The 19,811-nt window shown below is 60.9% G+C and carries 20 protein-coding genes and 1 tRNA gene; 2 read left to right on the top strand and 19 right to left on the bottom strand.

Annotated elements, in window-relative coordinates; translation table 11 throughout:
* Nucleotide 1 precedes the first annotated feature (1 nt).
* From HQL44_12405 to HQL44_12375, 7 genes are all read right to left on the bottom strand, one after another.
* Nucleotides 2-607, bottom strand: a complete 606-nt coding sequence (locus HQL44_12405; protein MBF0269381.1) for a 2-hydroxychromene-2-carboxylate isomerase — start codon at nucleotides 605-607, stop codon at nucleotides 2-4.
* Between the two features lie 5 nt (nucleotides 608-612).
* Nucleotides 613-1,752, bottom strand: coding sequence for an acyl-CoA dehydrogenase family protein (locus HQL44_12400; GenBank protein ID MBF0269380.1), 1,140 nt, complete (start codon nucleotides 1,750-1,752; stop codon nucleotides 613-615).
* Nucleotides 1,749-2,378 carry a carbonic anhydrase gene (locus HQL44_12395; protein ID MBF0269379.1) on the bottom strand — a complete coding sequence of 210 codons (630 nt, stop codon included), beginning with the start codon at nucleotides 2,376-2,378 and terminating at the stop codon, nucleotides 1,749-1,751. Before HQL44_12395 ends, HQL44_12400 begins: the two co-directional genes overlap by 4 nt.
* The gene (locus tag HQL44_12390; protein MBF0269378.1) at nucleotides 2,372-3,049 is read right to left on the bottom strand and encodes an SDR family oxidoreductase; all 678 of its coding nucleotides are present in this window, start codon (nucleotides 3,047-3,049) and stop codon (nucleotides 2,372-2,374) included. Before HQL44_12390 ends, HQL44_12395 begins: the two co-directional genes overlap by 7 nt.
* 6 nt (nucleotides 3,050-3,055) lie before the next feature.
* Nucleotides 3,056-3,436 (bottom strand): RidA family protein, encoded by a 381-nt coding sequence (locus HQL44_12385; GenBank protein ID MBF0269377.1) that lies wholly within the window; start codon nucleotides 3,434-3,436, stop codon nucleotides 3,056-3,058.
* Complete coding sequence (locus HQL44_12380) at nucleotides 3,436-4,623, bottom strand: acetyl-CoA C-acyltransferase (GenBank protein ID MBF0269376.1); 1,188 nt, start codon at nucleotides 4,621-4,623, stop codon at nucleotides 3,436-3,438. The genes HQL44_12385 and HQL44_12380 overlap by 1 nt, the downstream gene beginning before the upstream one ends.
* An 87-nt stretch (nucleotides 4,624-4,710) precedes the next feature.
* Nucleotides 4,711-5,883: an isovaleryl-CoA dehydrogenase gene (locus HQL44_12375; GenBank protein MBF0269375.1), complete on the bottom strand. Its 1,173-nt coding sequence runs from the start codon at nucleotides 5,881-5,883 to the stop codon at nucleotides 4,711-4,713.
* A gap of 511 nt (nucleotides 5,884-6,394) precedes the next feature.
* Between HQL44_12375 and HQL44_12370 the strand changes: the two genes are divergently transcribed.
* Nucleotides 6,395-9,229: an EAL domain-containing protein gene (locus HQL44_12370; protein ID MBF0269374.1), complete on the top strand. Its 2,835-nt coding sequence runs from the start codon at nucleotides 6,395-6,397 to the stop codon at nucleotides 9,227-9,229.
* Nucleotides 9,230-9,290: 61 nt separating this feature from the next.
* On the opposite strand, the gene HQL44_12365 is transcribed toward HQL44_12370, so the two are convergent.
* From HQL44_12365 to HQL44_12335, 7 genes are all read right to left on the bottom strand, one after another.
* Entirely contained in the window at nucleotides 9,291-9,941 is a 651-nt protein-coding gene (locus HQL44_12365) for a hypothetical protein (GenBank protein ID MBF0269373.1), read from the bottom strand.
* Between the two features lie 34 nt (nucleotides 9,942-9,975).
* On the bottom strand, nucleotides 9,976-10,437 hold the full coding sequence (locus HQL44_12360) for a PaaI family thioesterase (GenBank protein MBF0269372.1): 462 nt from the start codon (nucleotides 10,435-10,437) through the stop codon (nucleotides 9,976-9,978).
* Nucleotides 10,434-10,907 (bottom strand): acyl-CoA thioesterase, encoded by a 474-nt coding sequence (locus HQL44_12355; GenBank protein ID MBF0269371.1) that lies wholly within the window; start codon nucleotides 10,905-10,907, stop codon nucleotides 10,434-10,436. Before HQL44_12355 ends, HQL44_12360 begins: the two co-directional genes overlap by 4 nt.
* Before the next feature lie 162 nt (nucleotides 10,908-11,069).
* Nucleotides 11,070-11,453: a MerR family DNA-binding transcriptional regulator gene (locus HQL44_12350; protein ID MBF0269370.1), complete on the bottom strand. Its 384-nt coding sequence runs from the start codon at nucleotides 11,451-11,453 to the stop codon at nucleotides 11,070-11,072.
* A 24-nt stretch (nucleotides 11,454-11,477) separates the two neighbouring features.
* Nucleotides 11,478-12,671: a hypothetical protein gene (locus HQL44_12345; protein ID MBF0269369.1), complete on the bottom strand. Its 1,194-nt coding sequence runs from the start codon at nucleotides 12,669-12,671 to the stop codon at nucleotides 11,478-11,480.
* Nucleotides 12,668-14,944: an NADP-dependent malic enzyme gene (locus HQL44_12340; protein MBF0269368.1), complete on the bottom strand. Its 2,277-nt coding sequence runs from the start codon at nucleotides 14,942-14,944 to the stop codon at nucleotides 12,668-12,670. The genes HQL44_12345 and HQL44_12340 overlap by 4 nt, the downstream gene beginning before the upstream one ends.
* Nucleotides 14,945-15,009: 65 nt before the next feature.
* Nucleotides 15,010-15,095 (bottom strand) — tRNA-Leu (locus tag HQL44_12335).
* Between the two features lie 81 nt (nucleotides 15,096-15,176).
* Between HQL44_12335 and lipB the strand changes: the two genes are divergently transcribed.
* Nucleotides 15,177-15,812 (top strand): lipoyl(octanoyl) transferase LipB, encoded by a 636-nt coding sequence (gene lipB / locus HQL44_12330; GenBank protein ID MBF0269367.1) that lies wholly within the window; start codon nucleotides 15,177-15,179, stop codon nucleotides 15,810-15,812.
* On the opposite strand, the gene HQL44_12325 is transcribed toward lipB, so the two are convergent.
* From HQL44_12325 to HQL44_12305, 5 genes are read right to left on the bottom strand one after another with little or no spacing between them, the layout of a single operon-like run.
* Nucleotides 15,809-16,084, bottom strand: a complete 276-nt coding sequence (locus HQL44_12325) for a hypothetical protein (protein MBF0269366.1) — start codon at nucleotides 16,082-16,084, stop codon at nucleotides 15,809-15,811. The genes lipB and HQL44_12325 overlap by 4 nt on opposite strands.
* A gap of 11 nt (nucleotides 16,085-16,095) precedes the next feature.
* The gene (locus HQL44_12320; protein ID MBF0269365.1) at nucleotides 16,096-17,433 is read right to left on the bottom strand and encodes a class I SAM-dependent RNA methyltransferase; all 1,338 of its coding nucleotides are present in this window, start codon (nucleotides 17,431-17,433) and stop codon (nucleotides 16,096-16,098) included.
* A 4-nt stretch (nucleotides 17,434-17,437) separates the two neighbouring features.
* Nucleotides 17,438-18,028 carry a membrane integrity-associated transporter subunit PqiC gene (locus tag HQL44_12315; protein ID MBF0269364.1) on the bottom strand — a complete coding sequence of 197 codons (591 nt, stop codon included), beginning with the start codon at nucleotides 18,026-18,028 and terminating at the stop codon, nucleotides 17,438-17,440.
* Entirely contained in the window at nucleotides 18,025-18,978 is a 954-nt protein-coding gene (locus HQL44_12310) for an MCE family protein (GenBank protein ID MBF0269363.1), read from the bottom strand. The genes HQL44_12315 and HQL44_12310 overlap by 4 nt, the downstream gene beginning before the upstream one ends.
* A gap of 18 nt (nucleotides 18,979-18,996) precedes the next feature.
* The gene (locus HQL44_12305) at nucleotides 18,997-19,809 is read right to left on the bottom strand and encodes an ATP-binding cassette domain-containing protein (GenBank protein MBF0269362.1); all 813 of its coding nucleotides are present in this window, start codon (nucleotides 19,807-19,809) and stop codon (nucleotides 18,997-18,999) included.
* Between the last annotated feature and the right edge of the window lie 2 nt (nucleotides 19,810-19,811).

Here is a 19,811-nt window from a genome sequence, read left to right as displayed (position 1 = left end):
CTTACCAGCCTTTGCGCCTGATCCATTCTTCCATCATCGGAATGCGGTCGAAGCCCCAGAAGGGCTCCTGGTCCACAATGAAGAAGGGCGATCCGAAAACGCCCAGCCCAATCGCCTTGTCGGTCTCCTCGCGCACCTTGTTTTTCCAGCTTGCGTCCTCGATGGCGGCCAGCAATTGGGCGCGGGGAATGCCGTGCATCTGCCCGAGATCGGCCACCGTCTCGGGTTTTGAAATGTCGATGCCCTTGCCGAAATAGGCGTCGAAAACCGCCATGGCGAAATTGCGCGCCAGCGCCGATCCCTGTTCCGCTTCGATCCAGTAAAAGGCGCGCGTGGCGGCCAGGGCCGCGATGGGAAACGGATCGGGCAAGGTCCAGGGCACATTGTACAGGCGAGACAGCCTGGCCCAGTCGCGCACGCAATAAGGCCCTTTCAAGGGCTGGCTCATCAGGGGCTGATTGCCCGACGCCTTGAAGGCGGCCCCGATCATGATCGGTTTCCAAACGATGGCGCGTCCCGTCCTGGCGGCGAACGCTTCAACCCCATGGCGGGCGAAATAGCCATAGGGCGAGGAGAAGTCGAAATAGAAATCGATGGGACCCGGCATGTTCCTTATTCCTCCAGCAGAGCGCGGGCGATGACCATGCGCTGGACGTCGCTGGTGCCCTCGTAAATCTGCGTCACCCGCGCGTCGCGGTACAAGCGCTCGAGCGGAAAGTCGGAAAGGTATCCATAGCCGCCCAGGGTCTGGATGGCGTCCGAGACCACGCGCTCGGCCATTTCGCTGGCGAACAGCTTGGCCATGCTGGCTTCCTTGAGGCAAGGCAGCCCCTCGTCGCGCAGGCGGGCGGCTTCCAGCACCAGATGCCTGGCCGCTTCGATCTGCGTGGCCATGTTGGACAGCCGGAAACCCACGGCTTGGTGTTGGGCGATGGGTTTGCCGAATGCGGTGCGCTCCTTGGCGTAGGCGATTGCGGTTTCCAGCGCCGCCTTGGCCATGCCCACCGACTGCGAGGCGATGCCGATCCGCCCGCCTTCCAGGTTGGACAGCGCGATCTTGTATCCCTCGCCCTCTTGGCCCAGGCGCAAATCCACGGGCAGGCGCATATCTTCGAACAAGACTTGGCAAGTGTCCGATGCGTGCTGGCCCATCTTCTCCTCGACCCGCCACACTTTATAGCCCGGTGTGTCGGTGGGCACGATAAAGGCGGTGATTCCCTTCTTGCCCGCCGTCGGGTCGGTGACGGCGAAGGCGATCATCACTTGGCCGTTGCGACCCGACGTGATGAACTGCTTTGTGCCGTTTAGGATGTAGCCGGAATTGCCGTCCTTGACGGCCCTGGTCTTCAGGTTGGCGGCGTCCGACCCAGCTTGTGGCTCGGTCAGCGCGAAAATGCCGATCTTTGCGCCGGTCGCCATCTCGGGCAGAAACCGTTTCTTCTGTTCTTCGGTTCCGAATTTGTAGATGGGCATGCAACCCACGGAATTATGGACGCTCATGATGGTGGAGCAAGAAGCGTCGCCCGCCGCGATCTCTTCCAGCGCCAGGGCGTAAGATACGTGATCGGCCTCGGCTCCGCCCCACGCCTCGGGCAGCAGCATGCCCATCAGGCCAAGCGCTCCCATCTCGGCGATGGCTTCGGCGGGATAGCGGCTTTCCTTGTCCCAGCTGGCCGAAAAAGGCGCCAGCTTCTCCTGCGCGAAACTGCGCGCCATGTCGCGGATCATGTTTTGCTGTTCGGACAATTTCATGCCAGAACCTCGAAGGCTCCCTTGAACTCGTTGTAGGCCCACAAAGCCCCCTTGCCCATGTCGAACCACCAGCCGTGCAAGGACAGTTCCTTTTTGGCGTGCGGTTCGGCGATCCAGGGAAAGGTCTTCAGATTGGTCAAGGACACCACGACCGCCTGACGGCCGATCTCGTTGGCGTCGCCGACGCTCTTGTCCTTGCAATTCGACGCCTCGCAGGCGATCGACACCCAATTGGCCAGAAATTCGCGCTGCGGTTCTTCGCCCTTGGCGATGCGCTGAAGCGCTTCGATGCCGCCGCAATTGGAATGGCCCAGCACCACGATATGGCGCACGGCCAGGTCGCGCACTGCGAATTCGATGGCCGAGCTGGTGCCCAGCATGCGTCCTTCCGGTTGATAGGGAGGGACCAAGCTGGCTACGTTGCGGATGACGAACAACTCGCCCGGTTCCGAATTGGTCAAAATGGCGGGATCGGCGCGCGAGTCCGAACAGGCGATGACCAGGGTTCTGGGATTCTGCCCACGCTCGACCAGACTTTGGAAACGTTCGGGCCGTTGTTCGTAATAGGTGGCCTTGAAGCTCTTGAATCCGGCGATCAGTCGGTCGATCTGCGTTGGGCTCACCATGGAATCTCCTCGCCGTTATAGCTTAGGAACTTGCCGGAATGCTGGCTTGTCACTTGGCCGAGCACTTTGCGCAGACCGCTGATGCTTTCGCCAGGAGAAAGAGGTGCCGCCTCTCCCCCCATGTCGGTTTTCACCCAGCCCGGATGCAAGGCCAGGGACACGATACCTGAAGATTCAAGATCGACCGACAGCGATTTTACGAGGGCGTTGAGGGCGGCTTTTGACGCCCGGTAAATGTAAAACCCCCCGGACGCATTGTCGGCGATCGATCCCATGCGGCTGGACAGAAAGGCCATCACGCGCCCCTGACTGGCCGCCACATGCGGCCTGAAGGCCTGGGCCAGCATCATGGGGGCTATGACATTCACATTCAGCGTTTCTGCAAAGTCATCGACATCCACCGCGCCGAATTCCTGATCGCCCCCAAACTGGGCGGCGTTGCACAGCATCAGGTCGATGGGCTTGTCCTTCAGCTTGTCGGCCAGCACCTTGATCCAGCCGTAATCGGTGACGTCCAGCGCATGGATCTCGACGCCGGGCAGGCCCGATAATTTGGCCGAACAGCCGGGATCGCGGCAGGTGGCGATCACCCGCCAGCCCGCATGCGCGTACTGGCGGGCGAATTCAAGCCCCAAGCCCCGGTTTGATCCCGTGATGAAGACCGTTGGCAAGCGGGCCTATCCCCGTTTCAGCGCGGTGATTTCGATCTCCACTTTCATGCGGGGATCGACCAGGGCGGCCACGATGACGGTGGAGTTGGCGGGCTTGGAGACTTTGAGATGCTTGCCCAGTACCGGCGCCACTTTCTCGAAATAGGCGACGTCGGTCAGATAGACAACCACACGCACCGCGTCGTCGAGCGTGGCGCCCGCCTTGGCCAGGGCCGCCGCAATGGTCGCAAAGGCGGTTTCGGCTTGTTCCACCACGTCGTCGGCGATCTGGCCGTTGGCGAAACCCGACGTGCCGGCCACGAAGATCCAGTTGCCGTCGACGACGGCGCGCGAATAGCCCATGACTTCTTCGAAGGGCGAGCCGGAGGAAATAAGGGTACGAGTCATCAGTTTGCAAGCTCCAAAGCCATGGCGGTGGCCTCACCTCCGCCGATACACAAGGACGCCACGCCTTTCTTAAGGCCGTATTTCTGAAGCGCGGCAAGCAGGGTTACGATGATTCTGGCGCCCGATGCGCCCACCGGGTGGCCAAGCGCGCAAGCGCCGCCATGCACGTTCACCTTGTCGTGGGGAATGTCGAGATCCTTCATGGCGCACATGGTCACCACGGCGAAGGCCTCGTTGATTTCGAACAGATCGACATCCTTGGCCTGCCAGTTCACTTTTTCCAGCAGGGTCTTCATGGCGCCGACCGGGGCGGTGGTGAACCAGGCCGGGGCCTGGGAAAAGGTGGCGTGGCCCTTGATGACGGCAATCGGCTTGCAGCCGCGCTTGTCCGCTTCGCTGCGGCGCATGAGAACCAGCGCAGCGCCGCCGTCCGAGATCGACGATGAATTGGCCGCCGTCACCGTGCCGCCTTCGCGGAAAGCGGGCTTTAAACTGGCAATCTTGTCCAGCTTGGCCTTCAGGGGCTGCTCGTCCTTGGAGACGATGGTTTCGCTTTTGCCCGCCTTCACGCTCAACGGCGTCACTTCGGCGTCGAACCAGCCTTCCGTGATCGCCTTCTGGGCGCGCTTGGTCGAGGCGATGGCGAAATCGTCCTGGGCTTCGCGGGTGAATTGATAGGCCTGGGCGGTGTCCTCGGCGAAGGTGCCCATCAGGCGGCCCTTGTCATAGGCGTCTTCAAGCCCGTCCAGGAACATGTGGTCATAGATTTTGCCATGACCCATGCGATAGCCCGAGCGGGCCTTTTCCAGGATGTAAGGCGCATTGGTCATGCTTTCCATGCCGCCCGCCACCATCACCTTGTTGGTCCCGGCGATCAACAGATCGTTGGCCAGCATGGTGGCCTTCATGGCCGAGCCGCACATTTTGGAAATGGTGGTGCAGCCAGCACTGTCGGGCAGGCCTGCAAAGCGCGACGCCTGGCGCGACGGCGCTTGGCCCAGTCCTGCGAACAGGCACAGGCCCATGATCACTTCCTCGACGTCTTCGGGCTTAATCCCGGCCCGCTGCACGGCGGCCCGGATGGCGGCCGCGCCCAGATGCGGGGCGGTCACGTCCTTCAGGTCGCCTTGAAAGCCGCCCATGGGGGTCCTGGCGCTGCCTACGATGACGATGGGATCGGATGACATGGTGCGTTGCTCCTGTTTATCGGGAGGCGCTCATCAAGAGCGCCTCATTTTGCGCGACAATAGAAATCTTTACGCCTATCGGCAAGCTCAAGCCGTCTCGTTGAACAGTTCGCGCCCGATCAGCATGCGCCTGATCTCGCTGGTGCCCGCCCCGATTTCATACAATTTGGCGTCACGAAGCAGCCTGCCGGTGGGATAATCGTTGATATAGCCGTTGCCGCCCAGGGTCTGAATGGCCTCCAGCGCCATCCAGGTGGCCCTTTCGGCGGAATAGAGGATGGCCCCGGCGGCGTCCTTCCTGGTGGTCTCGCCCAGATCGCAGGCCCGGGCAACGGCATAGACGTAGGCCTTGCAGGCATTGAGCGTGGTGTACATGTCGGCCAGCTTGCCCTGCATCAGCTGGAAGTTGCCGATGGGTTCGCCAAACTGCTTTCTTTCATGCACATAAGGCACCACCACATCCATGCAGGCCTGCATGATGCCCAAAGGCCCACCCGCCAGCACGGCGCGTTCGTAATCCAGGCCGCTCATCAAGACGTTGACGCCCTTGCCGATGGCGTTCAACACGTTTTCCTCGGGCACTTCGCAATCTTGGAACACCAATTCGCCGGTGTTGGAGCCGCGCATGCCCAGCTTGTCCAGCTTCTGGGCCACGGAAAAGCCCTTGAATCCCTTTTCGACCAGGAAGGTGGTGATGCCTTTCGAACCGGCGGCGGGGTCGGTTTTGGCGTAAACCACCAGCACGTCGGCGTCGGGACCATTGGTGATCCAGAATTTGGTGCCGTTCAGGATGTAGCGGTCACCCTTCTTCTCGGCCTTCAGCCGCATCGAGACGACGTCGGAACCCGCCCCCGGCTCGCTCATCGCCAGGGCGCCCACATGCTCGCCCGAGATCAGTTTGGGCAGATATTTCCTTTTCTGCTCTTCATTGCCGTTGCGTCGGATCTGGTTGATGCACAAGTTGGAATGCGCGCCGTAGGACAGGCCGACCGAGGCCGATGCGCGGCTGATTTCCTCCATCGCCACCACATGGGCCAGGTAAGACATTCCCGCGCCGCCATAGGCTTCTTCCACCGTAATGCCATGCACGCCCAACTCGCCCAGTTCCTTCCACAGATGCATGGGAAATTCGTTCGAACGGTCGATCTCGGCGGCCAGGGGCGCGATGCGGTCCTGGGCGAAATCGGCGACCGACTGGCGCAGCATGTCGACATCTTCGCCAAGATGGAAATTCAAGCTGGGATAGGCGTTGGGGATCATGTCGGTTTCCTCTGGTTCTGGCGCTTGTTTTTCTGCGGCAAGCAGGCTTTGGCGCAAGGCTAAGCCAGGGGGCGGCCCAGCGTCGCCTGGAAAATAGATGACGTTTACGTAAACGTCAATTAAATAAAGGAGCGTGAAATCCAGTGGCGAGAATTGCGTCATCCTTGGCGGGACAATGGGCGCCCGAACCCAGATGATGACCTTCGTCAAGGCCATTCGATCATCGTCATTGCCTCGCCTTGCTTAAAGGCGAATGGCGAAATCTGAATCAAGCCGACATCGAACCCTTCGACGAATGCGAGCGGCGCGCGCCCCATTCCTTTCGTCGGCATTTTCGCAATGCAGCGTCGCCCATAGGTCGAATCTTGTCAAAATCTCTCAATGTTCTTGCCAAGGAGTCATGCATTCTTCATTATTCGTCCACAAATTTCCGGTCTGCCGAATTGCCTGATCAGATCAAGGAAATGAAAAACTAAAACAATTAAAAAACGCACTGTGGGAAGGCCTTTCGTTGAGCGTTCTGGCATTGGATTCGGGCACTACGGCTTTGCTGAGAAACAGTCTTGATCAGCTTGATGTGGGTATCAGCGTCTTCGACGCCGATCTCAATATGGTATATTTCAACACCCAATTCTTGAAGCTGTACAAGTTTCCGCCAGGCTTGGCGCAGCCGGGCACGCCGTTCGAAACCTTCATCCGCTACAATGCCGAACATGGCGAATATGGCGATTGCGACATTGAGACCGAGGTCCGGTTTCGCGTCGAGCGGGCCAGAAAGTTCGAGGCGCACACGGTCGAGCGCACGACGCCTGACGGGCGCGTCCTGGAAATTCAGGGCAGTCCGCTGCCCGGCGGCGGCTTCATCACCACCTATACCGACATTTCCGAGCGACGCAACGCCGAGGTAAGGCTGCGGGAAAGCGAAGAGCGTTTCCGCCGTCTGGTCGAACTGGCGCCCGACGCCATTCTGGTTCATCAGGGCGGCACCATCGTTTACGCCAACCGCCAGGCCCAGATCATGATGGGCGCGCCCACGCCGACCGACCTGATCGGGCGCTCGATCATCGAGATCATCGATCCGGCCTGTCACGATCTGGTCGCCAAGCGCTTGAAGCTGCTGGCCAGGGGCGAACAGTTGCCGCTGGTCGAGATGCGCCTCGTGCGTCTGGATGGCGGACAGGTCGAGGTGGAATCGACCATGGGCATGACCACCTATGGCGGCCACCGCGCCATGCAGTCGGTGTGGCGCGACATTAGCGCCCGCAAGCAGGCCGAGGCGGCAAGCCAAGCGGCCAAGGATCATTTCCTGGCCTTCGCGCGCTCGACCCCCGACGCCCTGATTGCCTTCGACGAGGAAGGCCGCATCGTCTCATGGAACGAGGGCGCCGAGGCGGTGTACGGATTTCGCCAAGACGAAATCCTGGGGTCGCCTCTCAGTCGGCTGATCCCCGAGCGCTACCACGCCATCAATGCCGCCTGGGTCAAAAGAATGGCCAAGGACAGGGGGCGGCACAATTTCACCGGCAAACCCATCGAGGCGCATGGCTTGCGCAAGAACGGCGAGGAGTTTCCCGTCGAATTCTCGGTCGGCCGCTGGCGCGAGGCGGGGCGCAATTTCTTCTCGGTGGCGGCGCGCGACATCAGCAAGCGCAAACAGTCGGAAGAAAAACTGCGCCATCTGTCGCAGGCGGTCGAGCAAAGCCCGGCCGACGTCGTCATCACCGATGCCGAGGGGATCATCCAATACGTCAATCCCCGCTTCTCGCAGGTCACGGGTTACGCCTCCAAGGAAGTGATCGGCAAGAAGCCCAGCATCTTGAAGTCGGGGCGCACGCCCGCCGCCCTGTACGAGTCGCTCTGGGAAACCATTACGGCGGGCAAGGAATGGCGCGGCGAATTGATGAACCGCAAGAAGGACGGCAGCCTGTTCTGGCAGCACGCCATCATTTCGCCGATCCGCGACAATTCAGGCGCCATCACGCATTACATCTCGGTCAAGGAAGACATCTCGATCCGCAAGGAATACGAGGAACGTCTGGTTCGCCAGGCCAATTACGACGCGCTGACCGGCCTGCCCAACCGCATTCTGGCCATGGATCGCTTGAAGCAGGCGATCGCCCAAGCCCAGCGCTATAACCGCAAGGTGGCGCTGATGCTGCTCGATCTCGACGATTTCAAGAAGGTCAACGATACGCTGGGCCATGCGGCGGGCGACCTGCTGCTGAAAGAGGCGGCGCTGCGCTTGGTTGACTGCCTGCGCGAAGGCGATACGGTGGCCCGCCTCGGCGGCGACGAATTCGTGCTGTTGTTGCCCGACCTGACCGACATAAGCAGCGCCGAGGTGGTGGCGGAAAAAATTCTGACCGTCTGCAACCAGCCCTTCGATGTCGGCGGTCACGAGGCCTACATCGCGGGCAGCATCGGCATCGCCATCTTTCCCGACGACGAGCGCGACCCCATCTTGCTGATGCGCAACGCCGACGCCGCCATGTATCGCTCCAAGCGCGAAGGCAAGGGCGTCTTCCGCTATTTCACGCCGGAAATGAACGCGCGCGCGCTGGAACATATGCGCATGGAATCGCAGTTGCGTCATGCCATCGAGCGCAACGAGATGAAGGTGCACTATCAGCCGCTGGTCGATAGTGGCACGGGGCGTCTGGTCGGCGCCGAAGCGCTGTTGCGCTGGAGCAATCCGGTGCTGGGCGAGGTGTCGCCCGAACAGTTCATTCCCCTGGCCGAGGAGACCGGGCTGATCTTGTCCATTGGCGCATGGGTCTTGCGCACGGCTTGCCGCGACGCTGCCAGTTGGCAACGTCCCGACCATGAGATTTTCGTAGCCGTCAACATCTCGGGCAAGCAATTCCAGAAGCGCACGCTGGTCGATACCGTGCGTTCATCGCTAAGAGACAGCGGCCTGCCGCCCGCTTGCCTCGAACTGGAACTGACCGAAAGCGTGTTGTTGGAACATACCCAGGAAACGCTGTCGATCATCCAGGAGCTGGAATCCCTGGGCGTGGGTTTTGCCATCGACGATTTCGGAACCGGCTTCTCGTCGATCAGCTATCTGCGCCGTTTCCCCTTCGACACCTTGAAGATCGACCGCTCCTTCATCAAGGACCTGGGCGACAATGAGGGCGATGCCGACCTCGTCAAGTCGATCATCGCCATGGCCAACAGCATGAGCCTGAAGGTGGTGGGCGAAGGGGTGGAAACCCACGGCCAGCGCGAGTTCCTAAGGCTGTCCGGCTGTCATATCGCGCAGGGCTGGTTGTACAGCCGCCCCATTCCCGGCAAGGATTTCCAAGAACTGATCGACGGCTGGACCCACGCCAAGCCGCAGGTTTGAGCGCCACCTTACCCCAAAAACTCTGGCATCCCCGTGCGCACCGCCATCTCCGTAAGCGCTGTCAAAGCCGAGATCGAAACGGGAAAATCAGCCAGTACATGGCGGATGAAATAGCCATGTGTATAATGACGATGTTTAGAGCTAGGGGCAGGTAGTCACGCATCGTCGCCCCGGCGGCAAACATGATGAGTGAAGTAGGTAAAATCACCACGAGGGCCAAGAGCATCCACCTGGGTTTTGGCGCATAAACATAGCTTCTGGCATTAAGTGCATAATGGGCAAGCAAAAAGCTGCTTATTAGGGCAAACAGAAAGCTTCTGGGCAGGAACATATTGCCTTGAAGGAATTCTGGATCGTTCGCTAGGTTCTGCAAAATCATGAACAGCGAGCGGCTGTTGACTATAGAGTTAATGTCAAAACCAGTAAGAAGCGCGTTGCTTGAGCTTTCGATCTGCGCGACAGGAATGGCTGCAATAAGGCTGACGCTGAGCGCCATCGTTGATCTTCTCGAGAAAGAGAAAAAAAGGTTTCTTTCATCAGTTAAAAAAAAGTTTCTGTTCGGCAGAAGCCTCCCCGCAATCGAATAAAGGAAGAAGACGCTAACGCCAACCTGAATCATCCAATGGACATACCAGGATACACTCAAGGTGAACCATGCCACGAAATAAATCAGGGCCTTCGCGTCTCTTCGAGAGATGTCGGTGCGATACATTTTCCTATGCTATCAAACCGGTTTAAATTTACAATTACCCCAAAAACTCTGGAATTCCCGTGCGCACCGCCAGCGTTTGCAGCATGGTGGCGCATAGTTTGCGCTTGCGGTGCTTGACGGCGAAAACATCGGCCCTGGTCACCGTGATGGTGCGCCCCGGCTTGATCACCGTGCCCTCGGCGATCAGCAACTCGCCGTCGCCAGGGGCTACGATATTCATCTTGTATTCGATGGTCAGCACGCCTGCGTCGGACGCCATCAGGCTATAGCCTGCGTAACCGGCGGCTGAATCGGCGATCATGCCGATGACGCCGCCATGAAAGAAACCATGCTGCTGGCTTAACTCGGGTTTGTAGGGAAGATGAATTTCGCAATAGCCGGGTTCGATCACCGGAAGCGTGGCGCCCATGAAGGACATGACGCCCTGGCGCGCGAAACTGCCTTGCACGCGCGAAGCGAACTGATCGTCGGCGGGTTGGAAGTCGGTTTTGCTCATGGCGCTTTTGCCTTAGAGAGGATTTCAGGGGGGAAAGGTATCGATTTGCGGGCGCGCCTGTCCAGATGCACGCCGGTCAGATCGCAGATGGCGGCCACCTCGCCGCTGCCGCGCTCGATCATCACATGCTCGAAACGGATGACGCGTTCGCGCAGCTCGATCAGGCGCGTGCTGATTTCAACCACGTCGCCCGCCATCAGTTCGCGCTTGTAGGTGATGTTCTGCTGGACGGCGGCCATGCCGCAATGATGGTCGCGGAAATAGGCGGGCGTCATGCCCAGATCGGCGAAAAAGTTCCATGTCGCCTCGTCGAACTTGCCGACATAGTGCATAACGTTCATATGCCCGACATGGTCGCAATGCCAGGGATAGACGCAGCCTTTGTAAGTGATGGGCAGGGACGTGGGTGCGGACGAGGGCTTGGCCCTTGCCTTCTGCTTTGCCGTCGCGGTCTTTACGGTTTTAGCCATGTCGCGCACCTCCCAGATGAACGTAGCCTAATGCTTGCCGGAATTTCCCAGCTTGCCGCCAGCATACATTACGTTTACGTAAACGTCAATTACTGATCAGAGGACGCGAACCCGATGCGTTGGAGCGGTTCACGACCTCGTGCCGGGTTGGCCGAAATATGGTCAGTGTTGCTGCAATTCGCCCAGGCGGCGCTGGACATTGGCTTCCACCTGATCCAACTCGGATAGGGTTTGCTTGATGTCTTCCTGCTGCTGCTTGAGCATCTGGCGGCGCTCGGCGATCTTGGCCAGGAAGAGGCGAAGCTGTCCCTGCTCGCCCGGTTCGCGATCATATAGATCGATGATCTCCGCGATTTCCTTCAGCGAGAAGCCCAGCCTGCGCCCGCGCAGGATCAGCATCAAGCGCACGCGGTCGCGCTGCGTGTACAAGCGCTTCTGGCCGTCGCGTTTGGGCGAGATCAGCCCCTCATCTTCGTAAAAGCGGATGGCCCGGGTGGTGATGTTGAATTCGCGGGCCAGATCGCTGATGGTGAAATGCGTTGTCATGGCGATCAGATTATCTCGGGCTTGTCATGCTGTTAAGACGAAAGGCAGGGGGTGGCGGGCATAGCCTGCCGGATCGAACAGGGCCTTGGCGTCGCAAGACTGGCGGGCCTTTCGCAGCGCCGAAACGATCCGTCCGTCCGAAATCTTGTAATGCTCGGCCAGTCCGATTTCGCCCAAGGGGGCGCAGTCTTCCTTGAACACATGGCGGTAAAGATCGGTCATCATGCCGAAGCGGGCCGCCATCAGCATGTTGGTGGCGTTCTTGACCGCCTTCACATCTTCCTGGTTTCGGCAGTGGAAAGAGGTGGCCAGCACCACCGCGATGGCGTGCAGCACGTCGTATTTCACATGCGCCGTCAGCACGAACAAATGATGCTGATTGAGCGCCAGATTGTTCTTCCAGGCGAAACGGATCAGCCCGCCCAGCAGCAAGGTGAAGAATTCGGGCACGCCCCATTCCATGCCCAGCCCCACCGACGCCAGCGATTCCAAGGGCGAAAAGGCCAGATCGCCCGCCACCAGCCTTTGGGTCAGCACATTGTCGGCCACGCCGTTCAGCAACGGCACGTCCTGCTGGGCGAAAGGGATGCCCAGACCGTCGAACAACTGGCGGTACATGACGATGTGGGTGGTGGCGCCGAACAGCTGGGCCATGCCGGGATAGCCGTCGACCGCATGCGTGGAAACGCCGTATTCGTCGGCGATCAACTGGGCCAGCACGATCTGCGTCAGTTCCGAGATGCGTTCCGACGCCTGGCCGTGATTTCGTTCCTGCAATCCGTTGAAGCGGCCCAGCGACAAGGCCACGCATTGGCGGGTGTTCTTGATCTGGTTGAAGTAGTGCAGCGCGAACTGAACCACCTGTTCTTGCGTGACGCGCCCTTCGAAAACGCGCAGGAAGAAGGGATGGCGCCAAACCGGATGGCTCATCACATGGTCGTGCAGATCGATGAACAGCGCTTGCAAGGCGCTGGGATCGACCGGGAAAAGGCCCAGCGGGACCAACTGGTCCAGAATGCGCTTCAAGGGATTCGCGGGATCGTTCAACCCTTCGATGATGCGCGTGAAGTCGTCGGCCTGACTTTTCTTGAAGGAGGCCAGCACCGCCTCGGCATCCATTTCCAGCAAATGCGGCAGATGATGAACCTCGGGCGACAGGACGGGGCGTCCATCCGCGTCCGCCGCGATCAGGTCGGAAAAGGGGATCGGCAGGTTCATGGCGCTTTGTACATTTGGGCGTCCACCACGGCCAAGGCGCTCATATTGACGATGCCGCGCACGGTGACGGACGGGGTCAGGATATGGGCGGGCTTGGCCACGCCCATCAGCATCGGCCCCACGGACTGGCCCTGGCCCAGCACCTTCAAGAGATTGAACGAGATGTTGGCGGCGTCCATGTTGGGCATGACCAACAAGTTGGCTTCGCCCTTCAGCCTTGATTCGGGGAAGATGTTGTTGCGGATTTCCTCGGAAATCGCGGCGTCGCCGTGCATTTCGCCGTCCACTTCCAGGTGAGGAGCGCGTTCCAAGATCATGGCCAGCGCTTCACGCATGCGAACCGCCGTGACACTGTCGCGCGCGCCGAAATTCGAATGCGAGACCAGGGCGATCTTGGGTTCGATGCCGAAGCGCTTCACCTCGTCGGCGGCCAGCAGGGTGGTTTCGCAAATCTGCTGGGCGCTGGGTTCCGGGGTGACATAGGTGTCGCACAGGAAATAGGTGCCCTTGGGCAGAATCATCAGGTTCATGGCGGCGGCGGATTTCACGCCCGCCTTCAGGCCGATCACGTCCATGATGTGGCCGAAATGGCGGGTAAAGCGGCCCGACGTGCCGCAGATCATGGCTTCCACTTCGCCCCTGGCCAGCATCAAAGCCGCGATCACGCTGGTTCTGGTGCGCACCACCGTGCGGGCATATTCGGGCGAGATGCCCTTGCGGCCCATCAGCTTGTGATAGAGCTTCCAATATTCCTGATAGCGCGGATCGTTCTGCGGGTCGCACAGTTCGACGTTCTCGCCCAGCTTCAAGCGCAGGTCCAATTCCTGGATGCGCTTTTCCAGAACGTCCCTGCGCCCGATCAGCACCGGCTTGGCCAAACCCTCATCGACCACCGTCTGCACGGCCAACAGCACGCGCCTGTCTTCGGCTTCGGCATAGGCGACGCGTCTGGCGTCGCGCCGTGCCCGCTCGAAGACCGGCTTCATGACTAGCCCTGAGCGGAAGACGAACTGGCTTAGTCGGTCGCGGTAAGCCTGGAAATCGGCGATCGGCCTTGTGGCTACGCCGCTGTCCATGGCGGCCTTGGCCACGGCGGGCGCCACCACCAGAATCAGCCTGGGATCGAAGGGTTTGGGGATCAGGTAATTGGGGCCGAAATGCAAATCCTCGCCGCCATAGGCCAACACCACCCGGTCGTCGGGTTCGGCCATCGCCAGTTCGGCCAGCGCTTTCACGGCCGCTTGCTTCATCGCTTCGTTGATGGTGGTGGCGCCGACGTCCAAGGCCCCCCTGAACAGATAAGGAAAGCACAAGACATTGTTGACCTGATTGGGATAGTCGCTTCTGCCGGTGGCGATGATGGCGTCGGGACGCACCGCCTGCACTTCTTCCGGCATGATTTCCGGCGTCGGATTGGCCAGCGCGAAAACCAGCGGGCGCTCGGCCATCTTGGCCACCATCTCGGGTTTCAGCACCCGAGGGGCGGACAGGCCCAGGAATATGTCGGCGCCTGCAATGACGTCGCCCAAGGCCCGCATCTCGGTCTTGCGGGCATAGCGGATCTTGTAGGGGTCCATCAAGCTGGTGCGGCCTTCATAGACCACGCCCTCGATGTCGCACACCATGATATGCTCGCGCTTCATGCCCAGATTGACCAGCACGTCCAGGCAAGACAGGGCTGCGGCGCCAGCGCCCGAACAGACCAGCCTGACCTCCTCGATCTTCTTGCCGATCAGCTTAAGCGCGTTCAAGACGGCGGCGCCGACGATGATGGCCGTGCCGTGCTGATCGTCGTGGAAGACGGGAATCTTCATCCGCTCGCGCAGCTTGCTTTCCACCACGAAACATTCCGGCGCCTTGATGTCTTCAAGGTTGATGCCGCCGAAGGTGGGTTCCAGGCTGGCGATGATCTCGACCAGCCGGTCGGGGTCGGATTCGCTGATTTCGATGTCGAAGACGTCGATGCCCGCGAATTTCTTGAACAAGACGCCCTTGCCCTCCATCACCGGCTTGGCGGCTAGGGGGCCGATATTGCCCAATCCCAGGACGGCGGTGCCATTGGTGACTACGCCGACCAGATTGGCCCTGGCGGTGACCGTGGCGGCCTCGGCCGGGTTTTCGACGATGACGTCGCAGGCGGCGGCTACGCCCGGCGAATAGGCCAGCGCCAAGTCGCGCTGATTGGCCAGCGGCTTGGTGGGCGTGACGCTGATCTTGCCGGGAGTCGGAAACCGATGGTATTCAAGCGCGGATTCGCGCAAATCACTGGACATGGTGCGGGCCTGTCCTGGCTAGAGCCGCCGGTCCGCCCTCATTCCTCGGGACGGATTCCAGCAAATGGTGCGGTCGAGAAGACTCGAACTTCCACGGGGTTTCCCCCACAGCGACCTCAACGCTGCGCGTCTACCATTCCGCCACGACCGCGATCTGGTGAACTGAAGGGCTTGCCTTCAGAGACCGGAGGACTTAGCAAATCATGAGCCGTCCCGCAACAAAGTTCGCCCGATGACCCAAAGAAACATGGAATGGACCGTAAGCCCTGGCCAAACCGGCTATCTTGACGCCGTGGCGGCGATGGAGGCCAGGGTGGCCGCCATCCGGGCCGGATTGGCCCCGGAGTGGGTCTGGCTGCTGGAACACCCCCCCCTTTACACGGCGGGCACCAGCGCCAAACCAGCCGATTTGCTCGATCCCGACCGGTTCCCGGTCTTCCAGGCCGGACGCGGCGGCCAATACACCTATCATGGGCCGGGCCAAAGGGTGGCTTATGTCATGCTGGACTTGAAGGCCAGGGGCGGCGACATCCGGGCCTATGTCAACGATCTTGAGGAATGGATCATCCGTTCGCTGGATCATTTCGCCATCCGGGCGGAACGCCGGGCGGGCCGGGTGGGCATCTGGGTCGAGACCGGCCAAGGACGTGAGGCCAAGATCGCCGCCTTGGGCGTGCGGGTTCGCCAGGGCGTCACCTATCACGGGGTGGCGATCAATCTGGACCCTGACCTCTCGCATTTTGCGGGCATCGTGCCTTGCGGCCTGCAAGACAGCGGCGTCACCAGCATCTGGGCGCTTGGCCACACGCCCAGCATCGAGGATCTGGACCTCGCCTTGAAAAGCGAATGGGGCGGCGTTTTCGGCTAAAGAACGGTGTAACCCGCCGGGACCAATTCGATGTCCGTCCATTTCAGCAAGGTTTCGTCCATGGCGTCGAGCTGGCGCACCAGCTCGCCCTTGCCGACGTAAACCGGGCGCAGGCCGTTTCCCATCAGCACGATGGTGTGTTTGGCAAAATGCGGCTTGTATTTGACGATGGCGGCCTTGGCCCGTTCGATGTCTTCGGCGACTTCAGGCTTGACGGGCAGGATGACGGTGGGGTGGCCGGACAGTTCAAGAAAAACGACACGCGTTTTCATCGGCAGGGTCCTCAAGATTTTTTGATCGTTTGATGAAGAATCGCCGTCAGTTCCAGGTGCGGCGTCCATAAGAATTGGTCGATTGGCACGACCGAGTCAAGACGCCATCCCTTGTTTATAAGGATGGAAAGATCGCGCGCCATCGTCGCCGGATTGCAAGACACCATGACGGTTTTTTGAACCGTTGCGGCCATAGCCAGTTCCGTTACTTGCTCGCGCGCTCCGGCGCGCGGCGGATCGATCACCACGCCGCTGAATTTCTTCAATTCATGGACCAGCAGGGGGCGCTTGGACAGATCTCTGCGCTCGGTGGTCAGTCGGCCAAGGGCGATGCGGTCGCCCGCCTGTTTCAAGGCGGCCACGGCCTGGGCATGGCCATCGACGGCATGGACGGGATGGCAGGCGGCCAGGGGCAGGCTGAAGCTGCCGACGCCCGCATACAGATCGGCCACCGGACCATCCAGACCAGACAGGCCCGCCATGACCTGGGCGGTGATGGCGGCTTCGCCCTCGCGGCTGGGCTGTAAAAAGACGCCCGGCGGCAAGTGAACGGCGACGCCGCCCAACGTCACGATGGGGGCGTGGCGCTCGGAGACGGGTTCGGGGTCCTCGTCTTCGTGCCGTCGCCACGAAATGCGGGCCAGATTGGCCTGCTCGGTCATGACGGCCAGCTTTTCGCGCTTGAACAGATCGAGCGTCAGGTCGCAGGTAATCAGCGCGTCCAAACCGCTTTCGGTGAGTTGAAGCGCGATGTCGCCCTGGGCATCGCCGGTCAGAACGCCGTTCAAGGCCAGACGCAAGCCGGGCAGAGCCGATTCCAGATCGGGATGCAACAGCGGGCATTCGCCGACATCCACCAGTTGATGGCTGGCCCTGGCGTTGAAGCCCAGCAACACGCCGTCGCGGGTTCTTCTGAAGGCGAAGCTGGCGCGCCGCCTAGTGTGCGCCGACACCCGCATCAAGGGGGCGATCCGTTCTTCCGGCACGCCCACCCTGGACAAGGCTTCCACTGCGATGCCGCGCTTCCAGGCGACATAGAGCTTGTCGTTCATATGTTGGGCGGCGCAGCCGCCGCAGATGCCGAAATGGCGGCAGGGCGGCTTGGCGCGGGCCGGGTCTTGCAGAAGCCATTCAAGAACGCTGGCGGTCAGGCCGTCGCCGCGCTTGCCTTCGATGCGCGCCAGCACGCGCTCGCCGGGCAGGGTCAGCGGCACGAAGACGGGAGTGCCGCCCAACTGGCCGATCCCGTCGCCCCTGGCGCCTAGGCGCTCAATGACGATTTCGGCGTTGCGCGCTTCGATCGGCCGGTTGATGGGCCGCGACACGGCATAGCGAGGACGTTTTGCCAAGGGGTTACGGCGCTTTCAGATCGGCAGCGATCCGCTGGCTTAAGCGTTCGAAGGCTTTTTGCATGGCGTCGACCGCGGCGGCAGGGCTGTCGCCCTGGGCGGGTTCCTCTTCGCGATACAGGCCGCGATGGACCAGACTGTAATCCTTGGCCTTCATCAGCGTCATGTCGGCTTCGATCACCACCTTGGGCTGGCTGCCCAACACCTGCTCGAAATGCAGCAGGCGGCCTTTCAACAGCCAGACGCCCTCAACCTTCACTTCGTCGGTCAAGACCTGGCTGGCCGCCTTGGCGTCGTTCAGTGATTTCACCAGATGCTGCTGCAACATGCGCCCCGGCGCTTCGGTCCAAAAATGATAGCGGTAGGTTTCCAGATTCTTGGGCTGATCGGCGCGAGAATGGGCTATCGGGCGCTCGCCGGTCACGCCGTCGGCGCGCAGCCGCTCGACGACCAGGATGCCGGGCAGGGGCTTGGCAGACGGCGCAACGACGGGTGTGGTCAGCCGGTAGAAATGCTCGGCCGGCGGGGGCGCTCCGCCGCAACCGGCCAGGGGCAGGGCGAGGGCAAGCAGGGCAAGCAGGATGCGCATTTTCATTTCGCGGCCTCGTCGGGTGGCGCTCCGCCGCCCAGGATCAGGCCTGGATTGTCGCGGATGCGCCGTGAGAATTCCGCCATGTTTCGGCTGGTGCTTTCCATGTTGACGGTGATCGAATCGATGCTGGAGGAGACCACGCGCAGCGTGTGGTTCAAATCTGTCAGGCCCTGGGCGACGCTTGGCTTGGCGTCGGCGGCTGTCGCGTTCAATTGCGCGATCAGATGGTCGACCTGGGCCTTGGTGGCTTTCAACTCGCCCATCATCTTCACGGTCTTGTCCATCTCGTCGATGTTCTTGTCGGACAGAACGCGCTCGCCCGCCTGACTCAAACGCCCGGACAGGCTTTCGGCATTTTCAAGAATGGCGGGGCCGCGCTTCGACAGGTCCTTGGACAAGGTCTGCATGTTGGCCAGCAGATCGGGGGCGGTCTTTTCCAGCGTGGAACCCAGCGTGTCCACATAGTGGAGCAGGCTGGCCAGCAACGGCTTCAGCCCGTTCTGGGTCAGGTCGCCCATGTCGCCCGCCAGGGACGAAACCACGGCCATCATGTTGGAGCTGCTAGCCCCTTGCAGCACGGCCTCCGGCTTGGCCAGGGTTTCGCTGCGTCCGGCGCGAAGATCGATCGAAACGGCGGCCAGCAGGCCCGACGAGGTGATGGCCGCCACGCTGTCCTCGGGAATTTCCCAGCCCTCCTGAACCGCCAGCGCCACCTTGAAGCGCGGCTTGCCCTTCTCGCCATAGGGCTTGACCCATTCCACCTGGCCGACGCGATAGCCTTCATAGGAAACCACGGTGCCGTATTTGATGCCCGACACGTTGTCGTAGCCGGTGTAGTACATGTCGGCCGAGCCGGTGCGCCCGGTCAGCAAGGCCAGGGCCGTGATCAATCCGGCCGCGCCCGCCAGCACAAAGGCGCCCACGGCCACGTAATTGGTGTCAAGGGTGCGCATGTCTTCCCAAATCCCCCGTTATATTCCAATGGTCAGGCGGCGCATGTAATCGTCGGGGTCGAGTGTCGCCTCCTCGAGCCGCCGGTTCAACAGATTCTGAATGCGTTCGTTGCTGGTTGAGCGCACGGCTTCGACCGTATCGACCATCAAGATGTCGCCCCGGTCCAACACGCAGATGCGGTCGGCGATGCGAAAGGCGCTTTCCAATTCGTGGGTGACCACCACGATGGTCATGCCCATGGCGTCGCGCAGGGTGATGATCAACTCATCGATGGCCGCCGACACGACGGGGTCCAGCCCCGCCGACGGCTCGTCGCAGAACAATAGCCTGGGGTCCATCACGATGGCGCGGGCCAGGGCGGCCCGCTTGATCATGCCGCCCGACAATTCGCTGGGCATCAGATTTTCGAAATCGGCCAGCTTCACCACTTCCATTTTCAGGCGCGCCATGATGGCCATGGTGCTGTGGTCAAGTTCTGTGTGTTCGCGCAGCGGCAGCAGAATATTCTCGCCGACCGTCATCGAACTGAACAGGGCGCCGCCCTGAAAGGCCACGCCCATGCGCGTGCGCAGCTTGGTCATCTCGACGGCGGACAGTTTGTTGATGTCCTGGCCCAGGATGCTGACCGTTCCCGACGACGGCTTCAAAAGGCCCAGCAGATGGTTAAGCAGCGTGCTCTTCCCCGAACCCGAGCCGCCCATGATGACCATGATCTCGCCTTCGTGGATGTCAAGCGAGATGCCCTTCAGGATCTGGCGGGTGCCGTAATGGGTCACGAGGTCTCTGACCTCGATCACCTTGTTGGGGGTGCGGTTGGGGGTGGCGCTCATGG

It is taken from the genome of Alphaproteobacteria bacterium, assembly GCA_015231795.1.
In the GTDB taxonomy this organism is placed as follows: Bacteria; Pseudomonadota; Alphaproteobacteria; order Rhodospirillales; family WMHbin7; genus WMHbin7.
This window is presented reverse-complemented; position numbering and strand designations above follow the sequence as displayed.